The organism is Streptomyces sp. CB02923 (genome assembly GCF_001905005.1).
Lineage (GTDB): Bacteria > Actinomycetota > Actinomycetes > Streptomycetales > Streptomycetaceae > Streptomyces.
The window spans coordinates 466,752-487,852 of record NZ_LWKZ01000023.1; the positions used below are offsets into that span (position 1 = coordinate 466,752).

The 21,101-nt window shown below is 73.7% G+C and carries 18 protein-coding genes and 1 pseudogene; 11 read left to right on the forward strand and 8 right to left on the reverse strand.

What is annotated here, in order from left to right; translation table 11 throughout:
- Positions 1-89 precede the first annotated feature (89 nt).
- The 3 genes from A6A06_RS20610 to A6A06_RS20620 are packed head-to-tail and all read left to right on the forward strand — an operon-like array spanning position 90 to position 3,939.
- Positions 90-1,724 carry a prenyltransferase/squalene oxidase repeat-containing protein gene (locus A6A06_RS20610; protein WP_073762750.1) on the forward strand — a complete coding sequence of 545 codons (1,635 nt, stop codon included), beginning with the start codon at positions 90-92 and terminating at the stop codon, positions 1,722-1,724.
- Entirely contained in the window at positions 1,721-3,112 is a 1,392-nt protein-coding gene (locus A6A06_RS20615; RefSeq protein ID WP_242440849.1) for a cytochrome P450, read from the forward strand. The genes A6A06_RS20610 and A6A06_RS20615 overlap by 4 nt, the downstream gene beginning before the upstream one ends.
- A gap of 41 nt (positions 3,113-3,153) precedes the next feature.
- The gene (locus tag A6A06_RS20620) at positions 3,154-3,939 is read left to right on the forward strand and encodes an SDR family NAD(P)-dependent oxidoreductase (protein ID WP_338015928.1); all 786 of its coding nucleotides are present in this window, start codon (positions 3,154-3,156) and stop codon (positions 3,937-3,939) included.
- Positions 3,940-4,058: 119 nt separating this feature from the next.
- Here A6A06_RS20620 and A6A06_RS20625 read toward each other — a convergent pair whose 3' ends face one another.
- Together A6A06_RS20625 and A6A06_RS20630 are read right to left on the reverse strand one after the other, a co-directional pair.
- The gene (locus A6A06_RS20625) at positions 4,059-4,772 is read right to left on the reverse strand and encodes a GAF and ANTAR domain-containing protein (RefSeq protein ID WP_242440850.1); all 714 of its coding nucleotides are present in this window, start codon (positions 4,770-4,772) and stop codon (positions 4,059-4,061) included.
- 73 nt (positions 4,773-4,845) lie between these two features.
- Entirely contained in the window at positions 4,846-5,580 is a 735-nt protein-coding gene (locus A6A06_RS20630) for an ANTAR domain-containing protein (RefSeq protein ID WP_073762751.1), read from the reverse strand.
- 477 nt (positions 5,581-6,057) lie between these two features.
- Between A6A06_RS20630 and A6A06_RS20635 the strand changes: the two genes are divergently transcribed.
- Positions 6,058-6,417, forward strand: coding sequence for a hypothetical protein (locus A6A06_RS20635; protein ID WP_073762752.1), 360 nt, complete (start codon positions 6,058-6,060; stop codon positions 6,415-6,417).
- A 194-nt stretch (positions 6,418-6,611) separates the two neighbouring features.
- Here A6A06_RS20635 and A6A06_RS20640 read toward each other — a convergent pair whose 3' ends face one another.
- Entirely contained in the window at positions 6,612-7,784 is a 1,173-nt protein-coding gene (locus tag A6A06_RS20640; RefSeq protein WP_242440851.1) for a FecCD family ABC transporter permease, read from the reverse strand.
- A complete protein-coding gene (locus A6A06_RS20645) occupies positions 7,781-8,869 on the reverse strand; it encodes a FecCD family ABC transporter permease (RefSeq protein ID WP_242440852.1) in 1,089 nt (362 codons plus the stop codon). Before A6A06_RS20645 ends, A6A06_RS20640 begins: the two co-directional genes overlap by 4 nt.
- 143 nt (positions 8,870-9,012) lie before the next feature.
- Here A6A06_RS20645 and A6A06_RS20650 point away from each other — a divergent pair, with 143 nt between their 5' ends.
- From A6A06_RS20650 to A6A06_RS20665, 4 genes are all read left to right on the forward strand, one after another.
- A complete protein-coding gene (locus A6A06_RS20650) occupies positions 9,013-9,987 on the forward strand; it encodes an ABC transporter substrate-binding protein (RefSeq protein ID WP_073762753.1) in 975 nt (324 codons plus the stop codon).
- Between the two features lie 140 nt (positions 9,988-10,127).
- A complete protein-coding gene (locus tag A6A06_RS20655; RefSeq protein ID WP_073762754.1) occupies positions 10,128-10,358 on the forward strand; it encodes a phosphopantetheine-binding protein in 231 nt (76 codons plus the stop codon).
- Positions 10,355-14,296 carry a non-ribosomal peptide synthetase gene (locus A6A06_RS20660; protein WP_073762755.1) on the forward strand — a complete coding sequence of 1,314 codons (3,942 nt, stop codon included), beginning with the start codon at positions 10,355-10,357 and terminating at the stop codon, positions 14,294-14,296. The genes A6A06_RS20655 and A6A06_RS20660 overlap by 4 nt, the downstream gene beginning before the upstream one ends.
- Positions 14,297-14,473: 177 nt before the next feature.
- Positions 14,474-15,562: a YncE family protein gene (locus A6A06_RS20665; RefSeq protein ID WP_073762756.1), complete on the forward strand. Its 1,089-nt coding sequence runs from the start codon at positions 14,474-14,476 to the stop codon at positions 15,560-15,562.
- 66 nt (positions 15,563-15,628) lie between these two features.
- On the opposite strand, the gene fes is transcribed toward A6A06_RS20665, so the two are convergent.
- Both fes and A6A06_RS20675 read right to left on the reverse strand, forming a co-directional pair.
- Positions 15,629-16,909 (reverse strand): enterochelin esterase, encoded by a 1,281-nt coding sequence (gene fes, locus A6A06_RS20670; RefSeq protein ID WP_073762757.1) that lies wholly within the window; start codon positions 16,907-16,909, stop codon positions 15,629-15,631.
- 119 nt (positions 16,910-17,028) lie between these two features.
- A complete protein-coding gene (locus A6A06_RS20675) occupies positions 17,029-17,580 on the reverse strand; it encodes a TetR/AcrR family transcriptional regulator (protein WP_073762758.1) in 552 nt (183 codons plus the stop codon).
- Between the two features lie 191 nt (positions 17,581-17,771).
- Here A6A06_RS20675 and A6A06_RS20680 point away from each other — a divergent pair, with 191 nt between their 5' ends.
- On the forward strand, positions 17,772-18,953 hold the full coding sequence (locus A6A06_RS20680) for a 4-hydroxybenzoate 3-monooxygenase (RefSeq protein ID WP_073762759.1): 1,182 nt from the start codon (positions 17,772-17,774) through the stop codon (positions 18,951-18,953).
- On the opposite strand, the gene A6A06_RS41860 is transcribed toward A6A06_RS20680, so the two are convergent.
- A complete protein-coding gene (locus A6A06_RS41860; RefSeq protein WP_199931021.1) occupies positions 18,937-19,095 on the reverse strand; it encodes a hypothetical protein in 159 nt (52 codons plus the stop codon). The two genes, A6A06_RS20680 and A6A06_RS41860, sit on opposite strands and share 17 nt — an antisense overlap.
- Before the next feature lie 238 nt (positions 19,096-19,333).
- On the opposite strand from A6A06_RS41860, the pseudogene A6A06_RS20685 reads away from it, so the two are divergent.
- Positions 19,334-19,549, forward strand: a pseudogene (locus A6A06_RS20685) (DUF2690 domain-containing protein); the annotation flags it as partial.
- 120 nt (positions 19,550-19,669) lie between these two features.
- Here the strand turns inward: A6A06_RS20685 and A6A06_RS20690 are convergent.
- The gene (locus A6A06_RS20690) at positions 19,670-20,059 is read right to left on the reverse strand and encodes a winged helix-turn-helix transcriptional regulator (protein ID WP_073762760.1); all 390 of its coding nucleotides are present in this window, start codon (positions 20,057-20,059) and stop codon (positions 19,670-19,672) included.
- 92 nt (positions 20,060-20,151) lie between these two features.
- Between A6A06_RS20690 and A6A06_RS20695 the strand changes: the two genes are divergently transcribed.
- Positions 20,152-21,027 (forward strand): enoyl-CoA hydratase/isomerase family protein, encoded by an 876-nt coding sequence (locus tag A6A06_RS20695; RefSeq protein ID WP_073762761.1) that lies wholly within the window; start codon positions 20,152-20,154, stop codon positions 21,025-21,027.
- The last annotated feature ends 74 nt before the right edge of the window (positions 21,028-21,101 follow it).

Sequence of the window (21,101 nt, forward strand, 5' to 3'; positions counted from 1 at the left end):
ACGACGTTGAGACCTTGGACGTTGAGACCTTGACGGGACGCCCGCAGGAAGCGCACGCGGCACCAGCAGAGAACGAGGCCAGATTCCAGATGTCAACGGGACGCGCATCACCGGACCTGCCGGTCACCCGCCTGTCGCCCACACTCGCACCACGGGTGCACCGCGCCCTCGCCCTCGCCACCCGGCACGTCCTCTCCACCCAGCGGGACAACGGCTCCTGGGCCGCCACCCCTGCCCCGCGCGTCACCGAGACCGCGCTGTGCACACTGGCCTTGGCGCGTTCACCGCTCCCCGGCGCAGGCCGCGCCGCCGGGCGGGGCAGGGCCTGGCTCGCCGCGGGCGCCGCCCCGCAGGACCACCACCCGGTGGCCCACGCCGTGGAGACCGCGCTGCTGTCCCTCGCCCTGGACACCGGCGGCCCCATCGACGTGAGCCACCCCTCCTTCGACGACCCGGCCCTGTCGGCCCGCGCCCGCCTCCTCCAGACCCTCGCCCTGCACACCGGCCGGACAACCCACGGCGGTACGGGCCCCCGCGCGCTGCGGTCGCTGCTGGCCACCGCGGTCGCCGCCCAGGGGCGGCTCAAGCGCTGGTCCCGGGTGGAACTCTGGTCCGCACACGCCCTGGTGGAGGACCACTTCGGGAACCGGCCGGCCGCACGGCACGCCGCCCGCCTCATCGCCGGCCAGCAGTCCCCGGCGGGCGACTTCTTCGGCAACCCGGTCACCACGGCCCTCGCGGCGCTCGCACTCCAGACCGCGGCACCCGGCACCGCTGCCGCCCGCCGCTGTACGGAGAACCTGCTCGCCGGCCAGCACCCCGACGGAACCTGGCGCTTCTCCACCAGCGACGTCTGGGACACCACCCTGACCGTGCGCGCCTTCCGGGGCGCGCCCGACTTCGACCGCCACGGCCTGCCCGCCGCCGTCGCGTTCCTGGCCGAGGCGCAGAACCCGGACGGCGGCTGGCCGTACCGCCGGGGCGTCGAGTCCGACAACGACACCACCGGGGCCGCCCTGATCGCGCTGGCGGGCGCGAGCGGCGCTCCCGCCGGGACGTTACGGGCCGGGGTGCGGCACCTGGCCGGGCAGCAGCGGGACGACGGGCTCTGGCGGACCTGGCAGTCCGCCGGAGACCCTCCGGTGGACGACGTGACAGCTCACGTCGTCAGCGCCCTGGCCCGCCACTCCGGCCGCCACCGCGTGCCGCTGGCCGCGGCGCGCGACCGGCTCACCGAACGCTTCCACGACCAGGGGCGCTGGCACGCCGGGTGGTATCGGGGCCTGGCGTACGCCACGGCCGAGGTGCTGCCCGCCCTCGACGCGGCCGTACCGGCGAACGGCCACCCCGCCGCCCGCGCGCTGGCCGGAATCCGCAATCCCGACGGCGGCTGGCCCGTCGAAGCGGGCGGCCCGAGCACCCCCGCCGCCACCGGCCTGGCCCTCGCGGCTCTGGAACGGGGCGGCCTTTTCGACGAGGACCTCTGGGCGCCGGGGCTCGGCTACCTCGTGGAGACCCAGCGCGACGACGGCACCTGGCCCGGCGTCCCGCTCATGTACGGCCCGAGGCCGCTCCTCACCCATTTCCCCACCCAGACCCATGCGTTCACCGCCGACGGACTCTTCGCCGGGCAGCGCCGCCTCCGGGCCGCCGCCGGAGACCGCCGCGCCCACGCGCACGGAGAGGAACTGGCATGCGGCCGGGCGGGAGGCGGCCCGGCGTGAGCAGGAACGGGACCCGGACGACCGCGCGCCCGGGGCGTACTTCCGCCGACGCCCCCACCGGAGCGCCCGTCGCACCCGGCCGCGTGCCGCTGGCCGGGCACGCCCCACGGCTGCACCGGGACGCCCTGCGCTTCGTCCGTGAGCAGCGGCACCACGGTCCGGTGACGAAGATCTACATCGGCCCGCGGCCGGTCCACGTCGTCAACTCCGGCGAACTCGTACGTGACCTGCTGACCGCCCAGGCCCGCGCCTTCGACAAGGGCGCGATGTTCGACGCGCTGCGCGTACCGCTCGGCGACGGGCTGATCACCGCCGCCGGCGACCGGCACCTGCGCCACCGCCGGACGATGCAACCCGCCTTCCACCACGACCGCATCGCCCGCTACGCCCGCGTCATGTCCGAACGGTCCCTGGCCTGCGCCGCCGCCTGGGAACCCGGCACCCCGCGCGACCTGGTCCCGGAGATCCACCGCCTGACCCTCGACATCCTGCTGCGCACCCTCTTCGCGGACCCCCAGGACCCTGAGCTGCGCACCGCCGTCAAGGGCTGGCTGGGCGTCAAGTACCGCTCGATGCGCCTGGCCCTGTCCCCGCTGCACGCCTGGGCGGAACGCCTCCCGCTGCTGCCGGGGTGGCGGCCGCCGGACGCCGGACCGCTGCGGAGGCTGGTGGCCGTCCAGCACCGGATCATCGGGGCCTACCGTGCCGACGGCCGGGACCGCGGCGACCTGCTCTCGATGCTCCTGCTCGCGGGCGGACCGGAGAACGCCCTGACCGACACCGAGGTGACCGACGAACTGATCACCCTCTTCCTGGCCGGCACCGGAACCGTCAGCGCGTCCCTGGCCTGGGCGCTGTACGAGATCTCCCGCCGCCCCGGCGTCCAGCGGCTCCTCCACGACGAGCTGGACACCGTGCTCGCGGGACGGCCACCCGCCTTCGAGGACGTGCCCGCGCTGGTCCGCACACGACAGGTGCTGACCGAGACACTGCGGCTGCACCCGCCGTCCTGGCTGCTGATGCGCCGCGCCGTACGGCCGGTCACGCTCGGCGGCGTACGGCTCGCCCCGGGCGCCGAGGTGTTCTTCAGCCCGTACGCCCTGCACCACGACCCGCAACTGTACGAGGACCCGGAGCACTTCGCCCCCGACCGCTGGCCCCTGCACGCCGCCACGAAACCGCCGCGGCACACCTACCTGCCCTTCGGAGCGGGCAGCCGGCTGTGCATCGGCGAGGACTTCGCCTGGACCGAACTGATCCTGGCGGTGGCCGCGTTCACCGCCCGACGGCGCCTGGAACCGGTCGCCTCCACCCCCGTACGGACCCTGGTCGGCACCGTCCTGCGCCCCGACCGGCTGCCGCTCACCGCGCACGCCCGCCCGTCCTGAACCACGCCTGCCCTCCTTCCCCTTCCCGTCAGGAGCCGCACATGCCAGCCCACCCCTGGACCGCGGGTAACGGAACGCAGCACGGCCGGCTGCGGGACCGGGCCGCCCTGGTGACCGGTGCGGCCTCCGGCATCGGCGCGGTGTGCGCGGAGCGGCTGGCCGCGGAGGGCGCCGCGGTGGTGGTCGCGGACCTCGACGAGGACGGCGCGGCCCGGGTGGCCGGGAAGATCACCGCGGCCGGCGGCACCGCGCTGTCCCGCCGGGTCGACGTCACCGACCCGGACAGCGTCGCCCGCGTCGTCGCGGACACCGCCTGCCTCGGCGACGGCCTGCGCATCGCCGTCAACAGCGCCGGGATCAGCGGTTCCCTCAGCCCGCTGGCGGAACTACCGCCCGCCGACTTCGACACCGTGATGAAGGTGAACCTCTACGGCGTCTTCCACGCGATGCGCTGCCAGCTCCCCGCGATGACCGCGACGGGCGGCGTCATCGTCAACCTGGCTTCCGTCGCCGCGCATTCGGCCTTCCGGCACCACGCCGCCTACGCCGCGGCCAAGCAGGGCGTCCTCGCCCTGACCCGGACCGCGGCCCGCGAGTACGCCGACCACGGCATCCGCGTCCTGTCGGTGTCACCGGGCATCGTCGGCACCCCGATGGTCACCTCGCTGCCGCCCGGGGCCACCGACGGCTTCCTCGCCTCCGTCCCGCTGCGGCGCCCCGCGCAGCCGGACGAGGTCGCCGCCCTCATCGCGTTCCTGGTGTCCGACGACGCCTCGTACGTGACGGGCAGCGACCATGTGGTGGACGGCGGCTACCTGGCCAAGTAGCGGGCCCGGCGGCACGCGGGCGGGCTACTTCACGGTCGGCGGGTTCACGGGGGAGCCGACCGCCCGGGTGCACTTCAGGGGGAGCCGGCAGGGAAGAACTCGTACACGCCGTCGGCCCGTCACGACGAGCCGTTGTCGAGGTGCAGGCGGTGTGCGATGACGTCGCGGGCGACGTCCAGCAGGGCGCGGTCCTGGGAGTACGCGTGGGCGCGCAGCCGCAGGAGGGCCTGATCGAGAGCGATCCGGAGCTGGACGGCGAGGACACCGGTGGCCTGGTGGACCTCGGCGCGGTGCAGGGCGAGCCCGGCGCCGTGCTCGCCGGTGAGCAGCCGGGCGGGGGAGGTGTGCAGCAGCAGGGACAGCGCGACGCGCGCGAAACGTTCGGTCGCTTCCGCCTGCTGGGCGGTCGGGGGTCCGGGCCGGATGCGGTAGGCGGTCAGGACGCCGGCGGGTACGACGCCCAGGCGCAGCGGGACGGCCAGCACGGCACGGGCGGGTGTGCGGACGGCGGCGGGCAGGAACTGGGGCCAGCGGTCGACGGGCGTGTTCCGCAGGTCGGGTTCCGTGATGGTGCGGCCGGTGCGCATCGTGTCCAGGGTGGGGCCTTCGCCGAGGGTGTACTGCAGGTCGTCCAGCGTCGGGCCGAGCCGGTCGGCGGCATCGTCGGACCACAGGAGTTCCAGATGGCCGCGGGGGGTGGCCAGGCACAGGGTCAGGGCGTCGTGGCCGAGCAGGTGTGCGGCGGTTTCCGGGCGTACGGCGTTCAGGCCCCTGCCGGTGCGCGCGGCATGGCGCAGCCGGTCGAGCAGTGTCTCCAGCTCGGCGCTTGGCATGGTCAACCTTCCGTTGCGGGCGCGCGGGCGCGGCCGGTGTGCCCGTGTCGCGGGTCCGTCCGCGGCCTGGGCGTCAAGGCCGGGACAGTTCGGCGGGCACTTCGCCGCGGGCCACGTCGGCCGCCAGGTCGGTGAGTTTGCGCTGCCGGGCGCGGGCATGCGCGCGCAGCCGCTCGAAAGCGTCGTCCAGGCTCACGCGAAGACGTTCGGACAGCACCCCCTTGGCCTGCTCGATGACCAGGCGGCTGTCCAGTGCGGTGGACAGCTGCTCGATCAGGACCGCCTGGCTGTTCAGGTCGTGCTGGTGGCCGAAGCAGGCGGCGGTGGCGTCGGCCAGCGCCTGGGCGATGCGCAGGTCGTCGGGGGTGGGCACGGGTTCGGCGTCCTGTCCGCTCATCAGGTTGAGGGCGCCGGCGGTGAAGCCGGGAGTGCGCAGCGGGACCGCGGCGACCGCGGTGATACCCGCGCGCCGGGCCCGGCGCGCGAAGCGGGGCCACCGCATCGCCGCCGGGCCGGACAGCGAGGCCGGGGGCATGACCGTGCCGTCGCGGATGGCGTCGAGGCAGGGGCCCTCGTCCAGTTCGATCTGGACCTCCTCCAGCCGTCGGCAGCGTTCGTCGGACGCGGTGGCGTACTCCACCCGCCCCAGGTCGTCGAGGATGGTGACACCGGCTCCGGCCACCGGCAGCAGGGCCGTGGCGAGGTCGGTGAGGTCGTGCAGGAGTTCCAGTGGGTCGAAGTCCGCACTGCGGTACACCAGGTCACGCACCGCTTCGGCGATGCGGACCTCACGTTCGGTCGTAGACATCGAAGGCCGCCGATCGGCGAGCTCCCGCCTCCACGACGTGGGGCGCGGGGTCTCGGCGCGCGCGCCCGGCGGTGGGAGAAGGAAGTCCGGTCAAGGGACCGCTGATGCCCGCTGACAGGAACTGCTGACCGCCTCGCCTCTCACCCGGCCCGTCCGAGGCCGTCACGCCAGCCGGTTCCGGTCGGCCGTGGACGGCTTCACGGTGCATCACCACGGTAGCGCTTCCGTGAAAGGGCGCACAGGGAGAGCTGCCCGGCTCCGACGGTGCGGCGGCACCGGCCCGTTGCACGAGCACAGCACCTTCGCAACGCGCTCGTGCAACGGACGAGCACGGGCCGTTACGCGGCTGACGAACAGCCGGCACAGCGGCTGCCTAGCGTGTCCGGCCAGGGGCGATGCCGCGCCCCCGGCCGGTCCGAGGGCTCCCCGGACCGCACTCCGCACCGCGCAGCGAAACGCAGTAAAGGGGTACTTCCCATGAGCAACGAGCCGACGAGCAACGAGCCCATGACCTTCGCCCGACACGGCAAGCGGGCCCGGCTGCGTACCGCGGTCGTCGCCGCCGCGCAGCAGTCCGAGGTGCGTACGGTGAAGATGGCCGACGGCGACACCCTCACCATCGACCCGGCCACCGCCACCGCCTCGGTCGAGGACCCGCAGGGCAGCGTGATCGGCGTGCTCGACGCCGACAAGCCCGGACCCGTGCGGAGCGGGACCGCGGGCGAGGGGCACACCTGGACGTACACGCTGGACCAGGCCATGTCCACGGCGACCGTCAGCGTGCAGCACGACGGCACGACGCAGCACTTCGGCGTGACCAAGCCCGGACGCGGCTGACCGGCACGCCGGAACCTCCGGCAGGGCGGACCCTCCGGCAGCGCGGCCCCGGTGAAGCGCGCCACCGGGGCCGCCTCGCCGTGCGCTGTGCCGTACGGGGGCGTGCGTTCGGTGCTTCCCCGAGGCAGGTTCGGTGCCTCCCCGGCAGGTTCGGTGCTTTCCCCGGGAGTTGAAGCACGCCTGCGGCGCACTCCTTACGGTCGCCCCGTACCCCGGTCCGAGCGGAAGAGCACCCACAGGAGGAAGGGGCCGCCGAGCACACTGGTGATCACGCCGACCGGGATCTCGACGGGGGCGACGACCCGGCCCAGCGCGTCGGCACCGGCGATCAGCGCGCCGCCCACCAGGCCCGAGGCCAGCACCGGCACCCGCGACCGGCCGCCGAGGCGGTCGGCGAGCACGGGCGCGGCCAGTGCGACGAAGGCGATGGGGCCGCCGACGCCGGCGGCCGCGCCGGAGAGCACCACCGCGAGCGCCAGGGCGAGGGCGCGGACCCGACGGACGGATACGCCGAGCCCGGCGGCGGTGTCGTCGTCGAAGCGCAGCAGCTGCAGCCGGTTCCCGGCGGCGAGGGCGAACGGCAGCAGGACGAGCAGGACCAGCAGCAGCGGTGTGCCCACCGACCAGTCACGTCCGCTGAGGCTGCCGACCGTCCACAGGAAGACGCCGCCGGCGGTGTTGTCGTTCTGGCGGGACATGACGAGGTCGGTGACGGCCCCGACGACGGTCGAGACGCCGATGCCGACGACGAGGACGCGGTGGCCCCGGTGGCCCGCGCCGCCCGCGCACAGGACCACGAGCGCGGCGGCCAGCACCGCGCCGACCGGCCCGAGCCACCACTCGCCGATCATGCCGGTGGACGAGCCGACGACGGAGGCGACGACGGCCGCGGTGGCGCCTTCGTTCACGCCGATGATGTCGGGGGTGGCGAGCCGGTTGCCGGCCAGCGTCTGGGTGAGGCAGCCGGCGATGCCCAGCGCCGCGCCGACCAGCACGCCGACGGCGATCCGCGGCAGCCGGAAGTCCTGGACCAGCATCACCGTCGCGGAGTCGCCCGTACCGAACAGGCCGGAGAGCGTCTCGGAGAAGCTCATGCCGGTGGAGCTGGCGAAGGTGCCCAGCGCGACGAGGACGAGGATCAGCGCCCCCAGCGCGACGGCGACCAGCGAGCCCCGGCGGGGGAAGAGCCAGGAGAAGGCGCCGGTCCGCAGGACGAGGCTGTCGGGCGGCGTCACGTCCGCGGCGGGTGCCGCGTCCGGCGCGGCGGCCTTGGTGTCCTCGGCGGAGTGCGCGGGGGAGGGGGCGGGCGAGGTCCCGCCGTCCGCGGGCTCCGCCGTGCCGTGTGCGCCGTGCGCCTGCTCCGTCATGCCGTGCCTCCCGCCGTGGACATCCGCCGGGAGCGGGCGATCCAGATCAGCAACGGCCCGCCGACGAAGGCGAGGAGCACGCTCACGGGGGTCTCCCAGGGGCGGATGGCGACACGGGCGAAGATGTCGGCCGCGATCATCACGTCGGCGGCGATCAGCGCCGAGAGGGCGAGCTGCGCGGCGATGCGCGGGCCGGTGACGGCGCGCGCGGCGTGCGGTGCCATCAGGCCGAGGAAGGCGATCGGGCCGGCGATGGCCACCGCCGACCCGGCCAGCAGCGTCACCGCACCGGCGACGACGACCCGGACCAGCCCGGGGCGGTGCCCCAGCGACCGCGCGCTGTCGTCGCCGAGGGCCAGGGCGGCCAGCGGCCGGGCGGCGCCGAAGGCGACCAGCAGGCCGGTCACGATGAGCGGGATCAGCGGGTAGGTGTCCGAGGTCTTGATGCCCGCGAGGGAGCCGATGGTCCAGTAGCGGAACGTGTCGAAGGTGGACTGGGTGCTGAGCAGGACGTAGGAGGTCATGCCGTGGAAGGTGGCGCCGAGGGCGGAGCCGGCGAGCACCAGCCGCAGCGGTGACGCCGCGGCGCGGCCCGAGGCGGCGAGGAGCAGGACGACCGCGCTGGCGGTCATGCCCCCGACGAGCGCCCAGCCCAGCAGGGCGTAGGAGGACTCCACGCCGAAGTAGGTGAGGCCGATGACGACGCCGAGTGCCGCGCCGGAGTTCACGCCGAGCAGTCCGGTTTCGGCCAAAGGGTTGCGGGTGACGGCCTGGAGGAGGCAGCCCGCGGCGCCGAGCGAGACGCCGACGAGGACGGCGGCGAGGGTCCGCGGCAGCCGCACGTCCAGGACGGCGAGGCGGAGTTGGGCGTCGGCGCGGGCCGTCGGCTCGCCCACGAGGAAGTCCCACGCGCGCGCCACGGGGCTGGATCCGGTGCCGATGAGCAGGGACAGCACCACCAGGGCGGCCAGCAGCACGGTCAGGGCGACCGCGGCTGTCAGGATGCGCCGGCGGTGACCGGGCGCCCTTGACGGAGGGGGCTCGGTGTCGCCCACGGGGGCCCCGGCCTCTTGCGCAACCAACATAAGGTTAGCCTAACCTAAGGCTTGACCGGGGCTTTTTGACGCCTGACGAGCCCGGACACCCGTGTTTCCGCGGCGCGCCCCGGAACAATGTATTCGTCAAACGCCGACCCGGCGCCGGACTTCACCACTCGGAGACTACAGACATGTCCACGCACTCCCTGCCGCGCGTCCGCCTGACCGCGGCGGCCGCCGTCACCACCGCCCTGGCGCTGGCCCTCACCGCCTGCGGAGGGGACGAGTCCGGTTCCGAGAAGGCAAAGGCCGGCGGCGCCGGCAAGGTCACCGTCACCGACGCCACCGGCGCCCGGGTCGAGGTCCCCGCCAAGCCCGCCAAGGTGATCGCGCTCAGCGAGATGGACCTCGACTCCGCGCTGGCCCTCGGGGTCCAGCCGATCGGCCTCACCGCGGGCCGCGGCCAGAAGGGCGCCCCCGGATACCTCGCCGACCGCGCCCGGGACATACCCGTCGTCGGCGCCGTCACCGGCCCCGACATCGAGAAGGTGCTGCGCGCCAAGCCGGACGTCATCCTCGCCGGGCAGCTCGCCGACCAGAAGGTGCTCCAGCAGCTGAAGGCCGTCGCGCCGACCGTCGTCACCGTCGGCAAGGACAAGGACTGGAAGAAGGCGCTCGACGTCACCGGCCGGGTCCTCGGCAAGCAGAACGAGGCCAAGACCTTCCTCGACGGCTACGAGACCAGGGCCGCCGCCCTGAAGAAGAAGCTGGGCCCGAACGCAGGCGCCACCGTCTCCGTCGCCCGCTACTCCGCCAAGGGCACCGCCGTGATGCAGCAGGGCGTCTTCATCAGCGACATCCTCAAGGACCTCGGCTTCAAGCGGCCCGGCATCCAGAACGACCGCGGCCAGGGCCACTCCACCCCCATCAGCGACGAGGACATCAAGCAGATCGACGGCGACTGGCTGTTCATCGGCACCCTCGCCGCCAAGGGCAAGGACGCCGACCTGTTCGCGGAGCTGAAGACCAAGCCCGCTTACCGCCAGCTCGGTGCCGTCCGCGAAGGCCACACCACCGAGATCGACGGTTCCAAGTGGACCAGCCTCGGCGGCGGCCTGGCGGCCCAGTCCGTCCTGGACGACATCGAGAAGGCCATGGCCAAGTGACGGACCGCACCGGCCGGACGGGGCCGGACCCCGCCCGGCCGGTGCCCGCTTGGCACCCGGGCGCCCCGGCCGCACACCGGAGCCCCGGCCGCACGGCCCCAGCCCCCACCGGCCACACCCCCCAAGGAGAACCACCTGTCATGGCACTGACCATCGACCACCTGCGCGCGGACGTCGCCGACGTGCTGGGCGAGGACCCGGCCGACATCCCCGTCGACGAGAACCTCGTCGACTACGGCATGGACTCGGTCCGCATCATGGCGCTCCTGGAACGGTGGCGGCGCGACCACGGCACCCGGGCCGGCTTCGTGGACCTCGCCGAGCAGCCCGCCATCGAGGCGTGGGCCCGCGTCCTGGGCGCGGTCTCGTGACGGCGCTCCTCGACGCCGGCGCGGACGGCCTGCGTACCGCCGAGGGCCTGCCGCTGACGGCCGCACAGACCGGCCTGTGGTACGCACAGGCCCTGGACCCGGCGAGCCCCGCGCAGAACACCGCCGAATACCTGGAGATCCACGGGACGGTGGACCCGGCGCTGTTCTCCGACGCGCTGCACCACGTGGTCACCGAGGCCGACGCGCTGCGCGTCCGGATCGTGGAGACCGCCGAAGGGCCCCGCCAGCTCCCCCTGACCACGGGACCGGCGCCGCTGCCGCTCCACCTGGCGGACCTGCGCGCGGAGTCCGACCCCGACGCCGCGGCGCGCGCCTGGATGCGCGCCGACCTGGCCGAACCGTTCGACCTGGCCGCCGGGCCACTGTTCGCCCACGCGCTGTTCCGGGTCGGCGACGCCCGCTGGCTGTGGTACCAGCGCGTCCACCACGTCGTCATGGACGGCTTCGGCTACTCGCTGCTGGCCCGCCGCACCGCCGAGGTCTACACGGCGCTCGCGGCCGGCGAACCCGTGGGCCCCGACACCTTCGGACGGCTGACCGACCTGGTCGACGACGACGCCGCGTACCGCGCCTCGGACGCGTACGAGGCCGACCGGCGGCACTGGAACGAGGCGTTCGCGGACCGGCCCGAGGCCGTCAACCTGGCCGGGCGCACCGCCCTGCCCTCCCGCACCCACCTGCGCCGCACCGCGTACCTGGAGCCCGCGACCACCGAACGGCTCAAGGAACTGGCCTCCTCGGTCCGCGCCACCTGGCCCGAGGTGCTGATCGCCGCCCAGGCGCTGTACCTGTCCCGGGCCACCGGCGCCGGGGAAGTCGTCCTCGGCCTGCCGATGATGGGCCGCATGGGCTCGGTGGCCCTGCGCGTCCCCGGCATGGTCATGAACGTCCTGCCGCTGCGCCTGACCGCCGGACCGCAGGCCACCTTCGCCGAACTGGTCCGCCAGGTCGTCCTCGGCATCCGCTCGGCCCGCCGCCACCAGCGCTACCGGTACGAGGACATCCGCCGCGACCTGGGCCTGCTCGGCGCCGACCGGGCGCTGGTCGGCCCGCTGGTCAACGTCATGCCCTTCGACTACGGCCTGGACTTCGCGGGAATTCCGGCCACCGCGCACAACCTGTCCACCGGCCCCGTCGACGAGCTGACCGTCAACGTCTACGACCGCGCCGACGGCCGCGGCCTGCGCGTCGACTACGACGCCAACCCCGCGCTGTACGAGGAGACGGACCTCGGCCACCACCAGGAGCGCTTCCTGGACCTGCTGTCCCGCCTGGCGCACGCCGACCCGCACGCGCCCCAGAGCACGCACGGCATCGCCACGGCGGCCGAACGGACCCGGGTGCTGGAGACGTTCAACGCCACGGCCCGTCCGCTGCCGCCCACCACCCTCATCGGGCCCATCGAGGCGCAGGCCGCCCGTACCCCCGGCGCCACGGCGCTGGTCTTCGGGGACACCTCCTGGACGTACGCGGAACTCGACGCCCGCGCCAACCGGCTGGCCCGGCACCTGGCGTCCCTGGGCGTGCGGCCCGGCACGCTGGCCGCCGTCGCCGTACCGCGCTCCGCGGACCTCGTCCTCACCCTGCTGGCCGTCCTCAAGGCGGGCGGCGCCTACCTGCCGCTGGACCCCGACTACCCCGCCGACCGGCTCGCGTACATGCTCGACGACGCCCGGCCCGTGTGCGTGGTCACCGACCGGGCCGACCGCGTGCCCGGCGACGGCCGGGTACCGGTGGTCGTCCTGGACGGCCTCGCGCTGGACGCGTACCCCGGCACCGTCCCGCCCCGCCCGCTCACCCCGGGCCACCCCGCGTACGTCATCTACACCTCCGGGTCCACCGGCCGTCCCAAGGGCGTCGTGGTCAGCCACCGGGCCATCGACAACCGGCTGCGCTGGATGCAGGGGCAGTACGGCCTGGAGGCGGGCGACCGGGTGCTCCAGAAGACGCCCTCCGGCTTCGACGTGTCCGTGTGGGAGTTCTTCTGGCCGCTGCGCCAGGGCGCCACGCTGGTGGTCGCCGAAGCCGGCGGCCACCGGGACCCCGCCTACCTGGCCCGCGTCATCCGCGAACAGGCCGTCACCACCTGCCACTTCGTACCGTCCATGCTCCAGGTGTTCCTCACCGAGCCGGACGCGGCGAACTGCGCGGGCCTGCGCCGGGTGTTCTGCAGCGGCGAGGCGCTGCCGCGCGAGACGGCCCGGGAGTTCGCGCGGGCGCTGCCCGGCGTGGAACTGCACAACCTGTACGGGCCCACCGAGGCGGCCGTCGACGTCACGCACCACGCGTGCGCACCCGACGGCGAAGGCGCGGTGCCCATCGGAGCGCCCGTCTGGAACACCCGCCTGTACGTCCTGGACGCGGCGCTGCAGCCCTGCCCGCCCGGCGTCCCCGGCGAGCTGTACCTCGCCGGGACCCAGCTCGCCGACGGCTACCTGGGGCGGCCCGGCCTGACGGCGACCCGCTTCGTCGACGATCCGTACGGCCCCGCGGCCGGCCGCATGTACCGCACCGGCGACCTCGCCCGCTGGACCGACGGCGGCGAACTGCTCTACCTCGGCCGCACCGACCACCAGGTCAAACTGCGCGGCCAGCGCGTCGAACTCGGCGAGATCGAGGAGGCACTGGCCGCCCTGCCCGCCGTCGGCGCGGCCTGCGCGGTGGTGCGCGAGGACCGGCCCGGCGACCAGCGGCTGACCGGCTACGTCACGTACGAGCACCGCGACGGCGTGGCCCCGCCGGACCCGGAGGACCTGCGCGACGCGCTCGCCCGCACCCTGCCGGAGCACATGGTGCCCAACAGCGTGATCCCGCTGGAGGAGTTCCCGCTCAGCCCCAACGGCAAGCTGGACCGCAAGAAGCTCCCGGCCCCCTCCTTCGAAGCGGGACCCGGCCGCGCCCCGCGCACCCACCGGGAGGAGACCCTCACCCGGCTGTTCGCCGAGGTGCTGGGCCTGCCCCGCGTCGGCGTGGACGACGCGTTCTTCGACCTGGGCGGCACCTCGCTGCTGGCGGCCCGCCTGATGGCACGGATACGCGACACGCTCGGCACTCACCTGGCCATCGGCGCGCTCTTCCAGGACCGCACCCCGGCCGCGCTCGCCGCCCGCCTGGACGGCGACGGGACCGGCGGGGACGCGCTGGACGTCCTGCTGCCGCTGCGCGAGGCAGGCGACCGCGTACCGCTGTTCGTCCTGCACCCGGCGGGCGGCATCAGCTGGTGCTACTCCGGCCTGCTCTCCCGGCTCGACCCCGCCCAGCCGGTGTACGGCCTCCAGGCCCGCGGCCTGGCCCGCGACGAAGCCCTCCCGGCGACGATGGAGGAGATGGCCGCCGACTACGTACGGCAGTTGCGCACCGTCCGGCCGCACGGCCCCTACCGGCTGCTCGGCTGGTCCGTGGGCGGCGTCCTCGCCCACACCGTGGCGGTGCGGCTCCAGGAGGCGGGGGAGCGGGTCGAGTTCCTCGCCCTGCTGGACGCCTACCCCTCCGACCAGTGGCGCGACCAGGCCGTCCCCAAGGAGACCGACGCGCTGAACGCCCTGCTGCGGATGGCGGGCTTCGAGCGCACGGACGAGCTGACCCGTGAGGACGTCCTGGAGACGCTGCGCCGCGAGGGCAGTGCGCTGGCCGGGCTGTCCGACCGCACGCTGTCCGCCGTCGTCGACATCGTCGTCAACAACGCCCGTCTCATGCGGGAACACGAGCACCGGGTGTTCACCGGCGACGCGCTGTTCTTCACCGCCGTCGCCCCGCGGGCCGAGGACTGGCTGACCCGGAACGCCTGGAAGCCGTACGTCAGGGGCGAGCTGGCCAACCACGACGTGGACTGCCTGCATCCGCAGATGACGCAGCCGCGCTGGATGGACGAGATCGGCGCGGTGGTCGCGGCACGCCTGGCGGAACTGGATGCCTGACGGGCCGTAGGGCCGGGGCCGGGTGCGCCGTTCCGGTGTGCCCGGCCCGCCCCGGCTCCGGCCGGGTACCGGCCGATGGAGTGCAACTTAGGTAAGGCTAAGCTAATCTTTGACCGCGTCGGGTGGATCTCCCCCGACCGCCCTCTCCCGCCCGCCTCTTCAGGAGGAGTCCAGACCATGAGCGCCCTCAAGACGCTGAAGCCCCGCACCGCCTCCCGCCGCCTCGCCCGCAACGCCACGGCCCTCGCCGTCGCCACGGGCAGCGTCCTCGCGGTGACCGGCACCGCCGTCGCGCACGACCGGCCCGCGCGCCAGGCGTCGTACCGCGTGGACACCGCGCAACTGGCCACCGGGCTCTACCAGTCGGCCTACTCCGAGCGGCACCACGCCCTGTGGACCACGACAGCCGTCGGCCGGCCGCCGGTCACCCAGTCCAGACTGCTCAAGGTCGACCCGAAGACGCTCAAGACCAAGGCCGCGTACACGCCGCCGGTCACCGACCCGGCGACCGGCGCCGTCGAGGCGGTCTACGGCGTGGCCGTGGACGACGAGCACGACACCGTGTGGACCACCAACACCCGCAACAACTCGGTGGCCGTCTACAACCAGCGGACCGGCAAGCACCTCGCCACCCTGCCCGGCGTCGCGCACGCCCGCGAGATAGTCGTCGACAAGCGCCACGACCTCGCCTGGGCCAGCGGCTTCGGCGACGGCTCGGTCGTCGCGTTCGACACCCGCACCTTCAAGGAGAAGAAGCGGGTCAAGGTCGAGGGCGCGGGCACCGCCGGGCTCGCCGTCGACACCCGCACCGGCACCGCCTACGCCACCGACCTGAACAACGACCGGATCATCGCGGTCAGCCCGTACAAGGCCGAGCCGCGCTTCATCCCCACCGGTGACGCCCCCATCGGCATCGAACTGTCCGCCGACGGCCGCACCGCCTACACGGCCAACCAGGCCGCCGGCACCCTCTCGGTCGTCGACCTGCGCAAGGGCGCCGTCACCCGGACCGTCACCACCGGCGCCGGCGCGATCTCCGTCGCCGCCGACCACCGCTCCGGCCGGGTCTTCGTCGCCAACCGCGGCAGCGGCACCACGACCGTCGTGGACCCGGAGAAGGGCACCGTCCTGGCCGACCTCGCCACCGGCCCCAACCCGAACCACGTCAGCGTCCGTCGCGGCACCGCCTACGTGGTGGACAAGTCCGCGGCCGGTGCCGACCGGATCGACTCGGTGCACCGCATCAGCCTGACGCGCTCCCACTGAGATCCGGCACGACGCCGCTCCCCGCACCGGGGCCCGGCCGCACACCGGCGGCCGGGCTCCGGCGTGTCATCCGGCCACCGGCCCGGCCGTCCCCGGGCCGAGCAGGTCGCACAGCCCCTCGGCCAGCTCCGTGCGCCAGCACAGGTAGTCATGACCGCCGTTGTACTCGCGGTAGACCGCGTCGTCGTACCCCTTGGCCGCCAGGGTGTCGCGCAGCCGGCGGTTCGCGGGCAGCGCGACCCACTCCTGCTCGCCCGCCGCCAGGCGGAACCGCACCGGGAGCCGCGGGGACGCGGCGATCCGCTCGGTCAGCCACTGCGCGCCCGGACCGTTCGGCCACCAGAACGAACCCGACTGCGCCAGGACGCAGCCGAACCGGCCGGGCGCGGTCACCGCCGCGTACGCGGCCGTCAGACCGCCCAGGCTCTGGCCCGCCACCACCGTACGGGCGGGATCGGCGGTCAGCGGCAGATCCGCGCCCGCCCAGGGCAGCAGCTCGTCCGCGAGGAAACCGGCGAACCGGGGATCGCAGGTCATCTCGGCCCAGCGGGTGTCCGCGCCCAGCGACTCCGGCAGCAGCGCGGCCAGCGGCGGAATACGGCCGTCCGCGACGAGATTGTCCAGCAGTGTCGCCACGCCGAGCCCCGGCTGCCACATCTCCCCGTCCAGGAGGACGAGGACGGGCAGCTCGGCACCCGGCTCCACGCCGCCCGCAGGCACGTACCGCCACACCCGGCGCTCGTTGCCGAGCAGCGCGCTGCGGACGGAGTGGACGGAGACGGATCCCCTGGGTACGCCGGGCCGTTCCCGCCATTCCGTGCTGCCCGGCGCCCCGGACAGTGCGACACAGGGGGTCGGATCGCCATCCCAACGGCCCGCCAGGGCGTGCGGGTTGTACGGGTCGGAGCGCCGCTGCGTGCGCAGCCAGGGCCAGTACGCGGCGTCGTCCGCGGGGCCGCCGCCCTCGTCCACGCACAGCGTGTACGTGGCGTGCCAGTCCCGGCGCATCCGCACCGACCAGTGCCACACGTCCGTGCCGGGGACGCGGTCCATGAGGTTGCCGGACGGGTCACGCGGATCGGCGATCTTGTTGGGCGACACCAGGACCGCACGGGTCGCGGGGGAGCCGCGCCACAGGAACGTGACCACGGCGTGGTCCGCCGCACCCTCCGGATCCGGACCGGTCAGCGGCGTACCCTCGCGTTCCACCGCCCGCCAGAACTCCGCCCCGGACATCCCGGCCGCCCGGCGGACGACACGTTCGTCGGTGACGCGCGGCACGGGCGAGGGCCGCGGCATCCGGGGCGGATGCCGCGGCGAGCCGGAGGGCGGGGCGGTGACGGTCATCGAAGCGGTCTCCGTGTCGGTGGTGCGGGGGAGGTGCGGCGCTGCTGCCGGTCGATGGGTAAGGCCACCCTTACCTTACGTCGTGGCGCGTGGGCCGGGCGGGCGGAAGGTACCGGGGGTCAGCGCGGCACGCCGAGGCCGTCGAGGACGATGCCCACGACCCGGTCGAGCGCTTCGCCTTCGCCGAGGTCCGTGGCGTGCGCGAGGGCCCGCAGGAGGAGGGAGACGTCGTCGCCGGTGACCTCGGGGCGTGCGGCGCCGGCGGCCTGGGCGCGGTGGAGCGCGCCGTCGAGGGCCGCGCGGAAGGCGTCGGCCGCCTCGGTGACCGGCCGGGACAGGCCCTCTCTGCCGTCGTGCGGAGGCAGCAGGTCCAGCAGGGTCATCTTCACCGGCCCTGCCGCCGCGAGGGTCTTCATCAGGGAGGCGAAGGCTTGGCCCGCGTCCCGGCTGTCGGCGAGCCGCAACGCCTCGGCGGTCAGCTTCTCCAGGTGGCGCACCGCGGTGGCCTCGATCAGGTCCTGCTTGGTGGCGAAGTTGCGGAAGACGGTGGCGATGCTGACCCCGGCCCGCCGGGCGACCTCGTCGGTGGAGGCGGCCGCCCCCTTCTCGGCGAACACATGCTCGGCGGCCAGCAGGACCTTCTCCCTGTTGGCGGCTCCGTCGCGGCGCATACCGGACCCCTTTTGCAAACGTAGTGAGCACTACGTATGATGCGTAGTGAAGACTCCGCTTAAGGGTAGGGCGCCGCGTCCGCGTGCGCCAAACGCGCGGAGCGGGCCGTGTCCCGGCGGCCGTCGTCGCGGCGCGGCCGCGGGCGCGCGGGGCGGCTCGCCCGGAACCAGAGCACCGAGGAGCGCCATTCATGTCCGTGACGGACGAAAACACCACTGTCGTGATCGTGGGCTCGGGCGTCGCCGGGCTCACCCTCGCCACCTTCCTCCTGCGCAGCGGGATCGACTGTGTCGTCCTGGAGCGGCGCAGCCGCGAGTACGTCGAGCAGCGCCAGCGCGCGGGGGTCATCGACTCCCGGGCGGCGCGCATGTTCCGCGAATGGGGCCTGGCGGACCGGGTCCTCGGCGGCGCCCCCTTGGAGCCGGTGCTGAACTTCCGCATCGACGGCGGGACACGGCCCTTCAGGTACGCGACCGACGACCACGGCGACGGGCGCTTCTGCCCCCAGCAGGTGCTCGTACGCAACCTCGTCGACGTGTTCGTCGGCGACGGCGGCGACCTCCGCTTCGAAGCCGAGGACGTGGAGCTGGAGGACATCACCGGGCCCCGACCGCGCGTGCGCTACCGCGACAGCGCGGGCGCGACACGCACCATCACCTGCGACTACATCGCCGGCTGCGACGGAGACCACGGCGTCAGCCGGGCGAGCATCCCGGAGGAGGAACTGACCCGTCACTCCCGCGAATACGGGTACGCCTGGCTGACCGTACTGGCCGAGGCCCCCGCCAACCACCAGTCCATGATGGCGATCCACGACCGGGGATTCGCCGGGCAGTTCGCCCGCGGCCCGCAGGCGAGCCGCTTCTACCTCCAGTGCCCCCTGGACTCCTCCGTCGGGGAGTGGACGGACGACCGTGTCTGGGAGGAGATAGAGGCGCGCTTCGGCGAACCGGTCGCCGCAAAGGGGCGGATCTCCAGCAAGACGCTGGTGCCACTGCGCAGCGTCGTTTACGACCCGATGAGCCACGGCCGCCTGTACCTGCTCGGCGACGCCGCGCACACCGTGCCGCCCATGAGCGCCAAGGGCATGAATCTGGCCCTGCACGACGCCGGCGTGTTCGCCGCGGCCGTCCTGAAGCAGGTCGCGGAGCGGGACGCGAGCCTGCTGGAGGCGTACTCCGCCACCTGCCTGAAGCATGTGTGGAACTACCAGGCGTTCGCCGCGTGGTTCACCGACCTCATGCACGACGCGGGAGACGTCTCCTACCGCGGTGAGTTCCGACGCCGCCTGGCGCGCGCGGAGTTCGAGCGTCTGTATGACTCGGAGACCGCCAACCGGCTCTTCGGTGAATTCCTCACCGGCCTGAACTGAGGCGGCGTTCCTCGGACTCCGACGGCTGCTCCGCGGCATCGCCGCTCGCGTTGTCCGGAGCGCGGGACTGTTCGGCGGCGAGTTTCCTGGCGAGCTTTTCCGAGAAGAGGCGCATTTCCGCCTCGGCCCTGAGCTCGAACATGATTCCTCCTTCGCGTCTCCGCTTTCCCGTACGGAATATCGCGGGAAAGCGGAATCCATGCCGTATGGGGCAGCGGATGCGGTCGGCGCACTCCGCTTCACTTATCTCTATACCAGAACTTTACCTTGCGGCTGTGCGGAGCAAACAGCACAAGTAAGCCCGGGACCGCGCGTCTTGGCGCACCAATGACGCAGGGCGCCCCCGGCGTGCGCCCTGCGTCCCGGGACCGCCCGAACCGGTGGCAAACCCGCCGCCCGCCGCGGCGTCGCGTACGGCGCTGGCTGCGCAGAAGGAAGGGTGCTCCGCGGGCGCGGTCACCTGGCTCCCGCGGCAGGGCAACCCGGCCACGCTGCACGTTCGTTACAGCAAACGGTGCGGGGCCGTGTGGGGGCGCGTCACGCACGCGGAGGTGGGGGACGTGGTCACCATCCGGGTGGAGGGCGGCTCGGCCCGCAGTGGCGCAAGTACTGCGTCGCGGTGTCGAACACCACCGCCTGGAAGTAGGAAGTGGAGGAAGCAGCTGTGGGAGCGAGCCGGTTCAGGGCGGTGGGCTCTCGGCGCGCCGCGCGCCCGCTCAGCTCTGAACGCGTCGGTCGTAGTCCCTTTGGCGCGCACTGATCTCGTCCGCGTTGTCGACCGTCCAGTCGTACAGCCGGCCGAACGGCTCCCGCAGGGACGCGCCGAGCGGGGTCAGGGAGTACTCGACACCGACCGGCGAGGTCGGCAGCACGCGGCGCACGATCATCCCGTTGCGCTCCAGGCGGCGCAGGGTCTGGGTCAGGACCCGCTGGGTCACCCCCTCCAGGCGGCGCTTGATCTCGTTGAACCGGGTGGGCTCGGCGAGGATCTCCATCACCATCATCGACCACTTGTCGGCGATCTGGTCGAGGATCGGACGGCTGGGGCAGTCGGCCCGGTAGACGGTGCCGTTGCCTGCGCCGACGCGGGGTTCTGAACTGGCCATGTCGGTATCCTCCGTGATCCTTGCGATGCCGAAAGTGCGTTATTGACGCTGGTGGCCCCGCATCGGACGGTAAGTGTGCATCAGGAACCTAGATGCACACCAGGTACCGATCGGAGAACTCCGTGCACCACGACGCCTATACGACCCTGAGGGTGGGTTCCGAGGACGGCATCGCCCGCGTCACCCTCGACAACCCACCGGTCAACGTCCTGGACGTCGCCCTCATGGCCGACCTCCGGCACCTGCTGACCGCGCTGCGGGACGACGACTCGGTGCGGGTGATCGTGTTCGACAGCGCCGACCCGGAGTTCTTCGTGGCGCACGTCGACATGTCGCTCGTCGATGCGCCGGACGCCTTCGAGCAACTCGCGGCCGGCCTGCCGGACGGCGTCAACGTCTTCCAGGCGCTGGGGGAACAGCTCCGGCACCAGCCCCAGGTGACCATCGTCAAGCTCGCCGGGACGGCGCGCGGAGGAGGGGCGGAGTTCGTCACGGCCGCGGACATGGCGTTCGCGGCGATCGGACGCGCCGGGGTAGGCCAGACCGAAGCGCTCATGGGCATCGTCCCGGGGGGAGGGGGCACGCAGTACCTCGCCGGCCGGGTCGGCCGCAATCGCGCCCTGGAGGCGGTGCTGGGCGCCGACCTGTACGACGCCGAAACCGCCGAGCGCTACGGCTGGGTCAACCGGGCCCTCCCCGCCGACGAACTCGATGCCTTCGTCGACCGCCTCGCCCGCAACATCGCCGCCCTGCCCGACGGCGTGATCGCGGCGGCCAAGCGTGCCATCGTCCCCGAGGACCTGGCCGAGGGCCTCCTGCGGGAACACGACGCCTGGGCGGGCCAGTTCGTCCGCCCCGCGGCCGAGGGGCTGATCCGCGGCGGACTGGCCCACGGCGCCCAGACCCGCGACGGCGAGCGCGATCTGGAGGGCCTGCTCCGGGGGCTGGCCGGGCAGGGCCGTCAGTAGCCCTCCCCGGCCCTTCCACCCGCCCTTCCACCCGCCCTTCCACCCGCCCTTCCGCCCCCGCAAGCCAGGCTCTC

Bases quoted from the DNA above. Each gene is read 5' to 3' on its own strand.
- A6A06_RS20630 (WP_073762751.1), bottom strand. From the start codon at position 5,580: ATGTCTACGACCGAACGTGAGGTCCGCATCGCCGAAGCGGTGCGTGAC.
- A6A06_RS20620 (WP_338015928.1), top strand. From the start codon at position 3,154: ATGCCAGCCCACCCCTGGACCGCGGGTAACGGAACGCAGCACGGCCGG.
- A6A06_RS20695 (WP_073762761.1), top strand. From the start codon at position 20,152: ATGCACACCAGGTACCGATCGGAGAACTCCGTGCACCACGACGCCTAT.
- A6A06_RS20675 (WP_073762758.1), bottom strand. From the start codon at position 17,580: ATGCGCCGCGACGGAGCCGCCAACAGGGAGAAGGTCCTGCTGGCCGCC.
- A6A06_RS20650 (WP_073762753.1), top strand. From the start codon at position 9,013: ATGTCCACGCACTCCCTGCCGCGCGTCCGCCTGACCGCGGCGGCCGCC.
- A6A06_RS20635 (WP_073762752.1), top strand. From the start codon at position 6,058: ATGAGCAACGAGCCGACGAGCAACGAGCCCATGACCTTCGCCCGACAC.
- fes (WP_073762757.1), bottom strand. From the start codon at position 16,909: ATGACCGTCACCGCCCCGCCCTCCGGCTCGCCGCGGCATCCGCCCCGG.
- A6A06_RS20640 (WP_242440851.1), bottom strand. From the start codon at position 7,784: ATGACGGAGCAGGCGCACGGCGCACACGGCACGGCGGAGCCCGCGGAC.
- A6A06_RS20680 (WP_073762759.1), top strand. From the start codon at position 17,772: ATGTCCGTGACGGACGAAAACACCACTGTCGTGATCGTGGGCTCGGGC.
- A6A06_RS20690 (WP_073762760.1), bottom strand. From the start codon at position 20,059: ATGGCCAGTTCAGAACCCCGCGTCGGCGCAGGCAACGGCACCGTCTAC.
- A6A06_RS20665 (WP_073762756.1), top strand. From the start codon at position 14,474: ATGAGCGCCCTCAAGACGCTGAAGCCCCGCACCGCCTCCCGCCGCCTC.
- A6A06_RS41860 (WP_199931021.1), bottom strand. From the start codon at position 19,095: ATGTTCGAGCTCAGGGCCGAGGCGGAAATGCGCCTCTTCTCGGAAAAG.
- A6A06_RS20655 (WP_073762754.1), top strand. From the start codon at position 10,128: ATGGCACTGACCATCGACCACCTGCGCGCGGACGTCGCCGACGTGCTG.
- A6A06_RS20625 (WP_242440850.1), bottom strand. From the start codon at position 4,772: ATGCCAAGCGCCGAGCTGGAGACACTGCTCGACCGGCTGCGCCATGCC.
- A6A06_RS20610 (WP_073762750.1), top strand. From the start codon at position 90: ATGTCAACGGGACGCGCATCACCGGACCTGCCGGTCACCCGCCTGTCG.
- A6A06_RS20645 (WP_242440852.1), bottom strand. From the start codon at position 8,869: ATGTTGGTTGCGCAAGAGGCCGGGGCCCCCGTGGGCGACACCGAGCCC.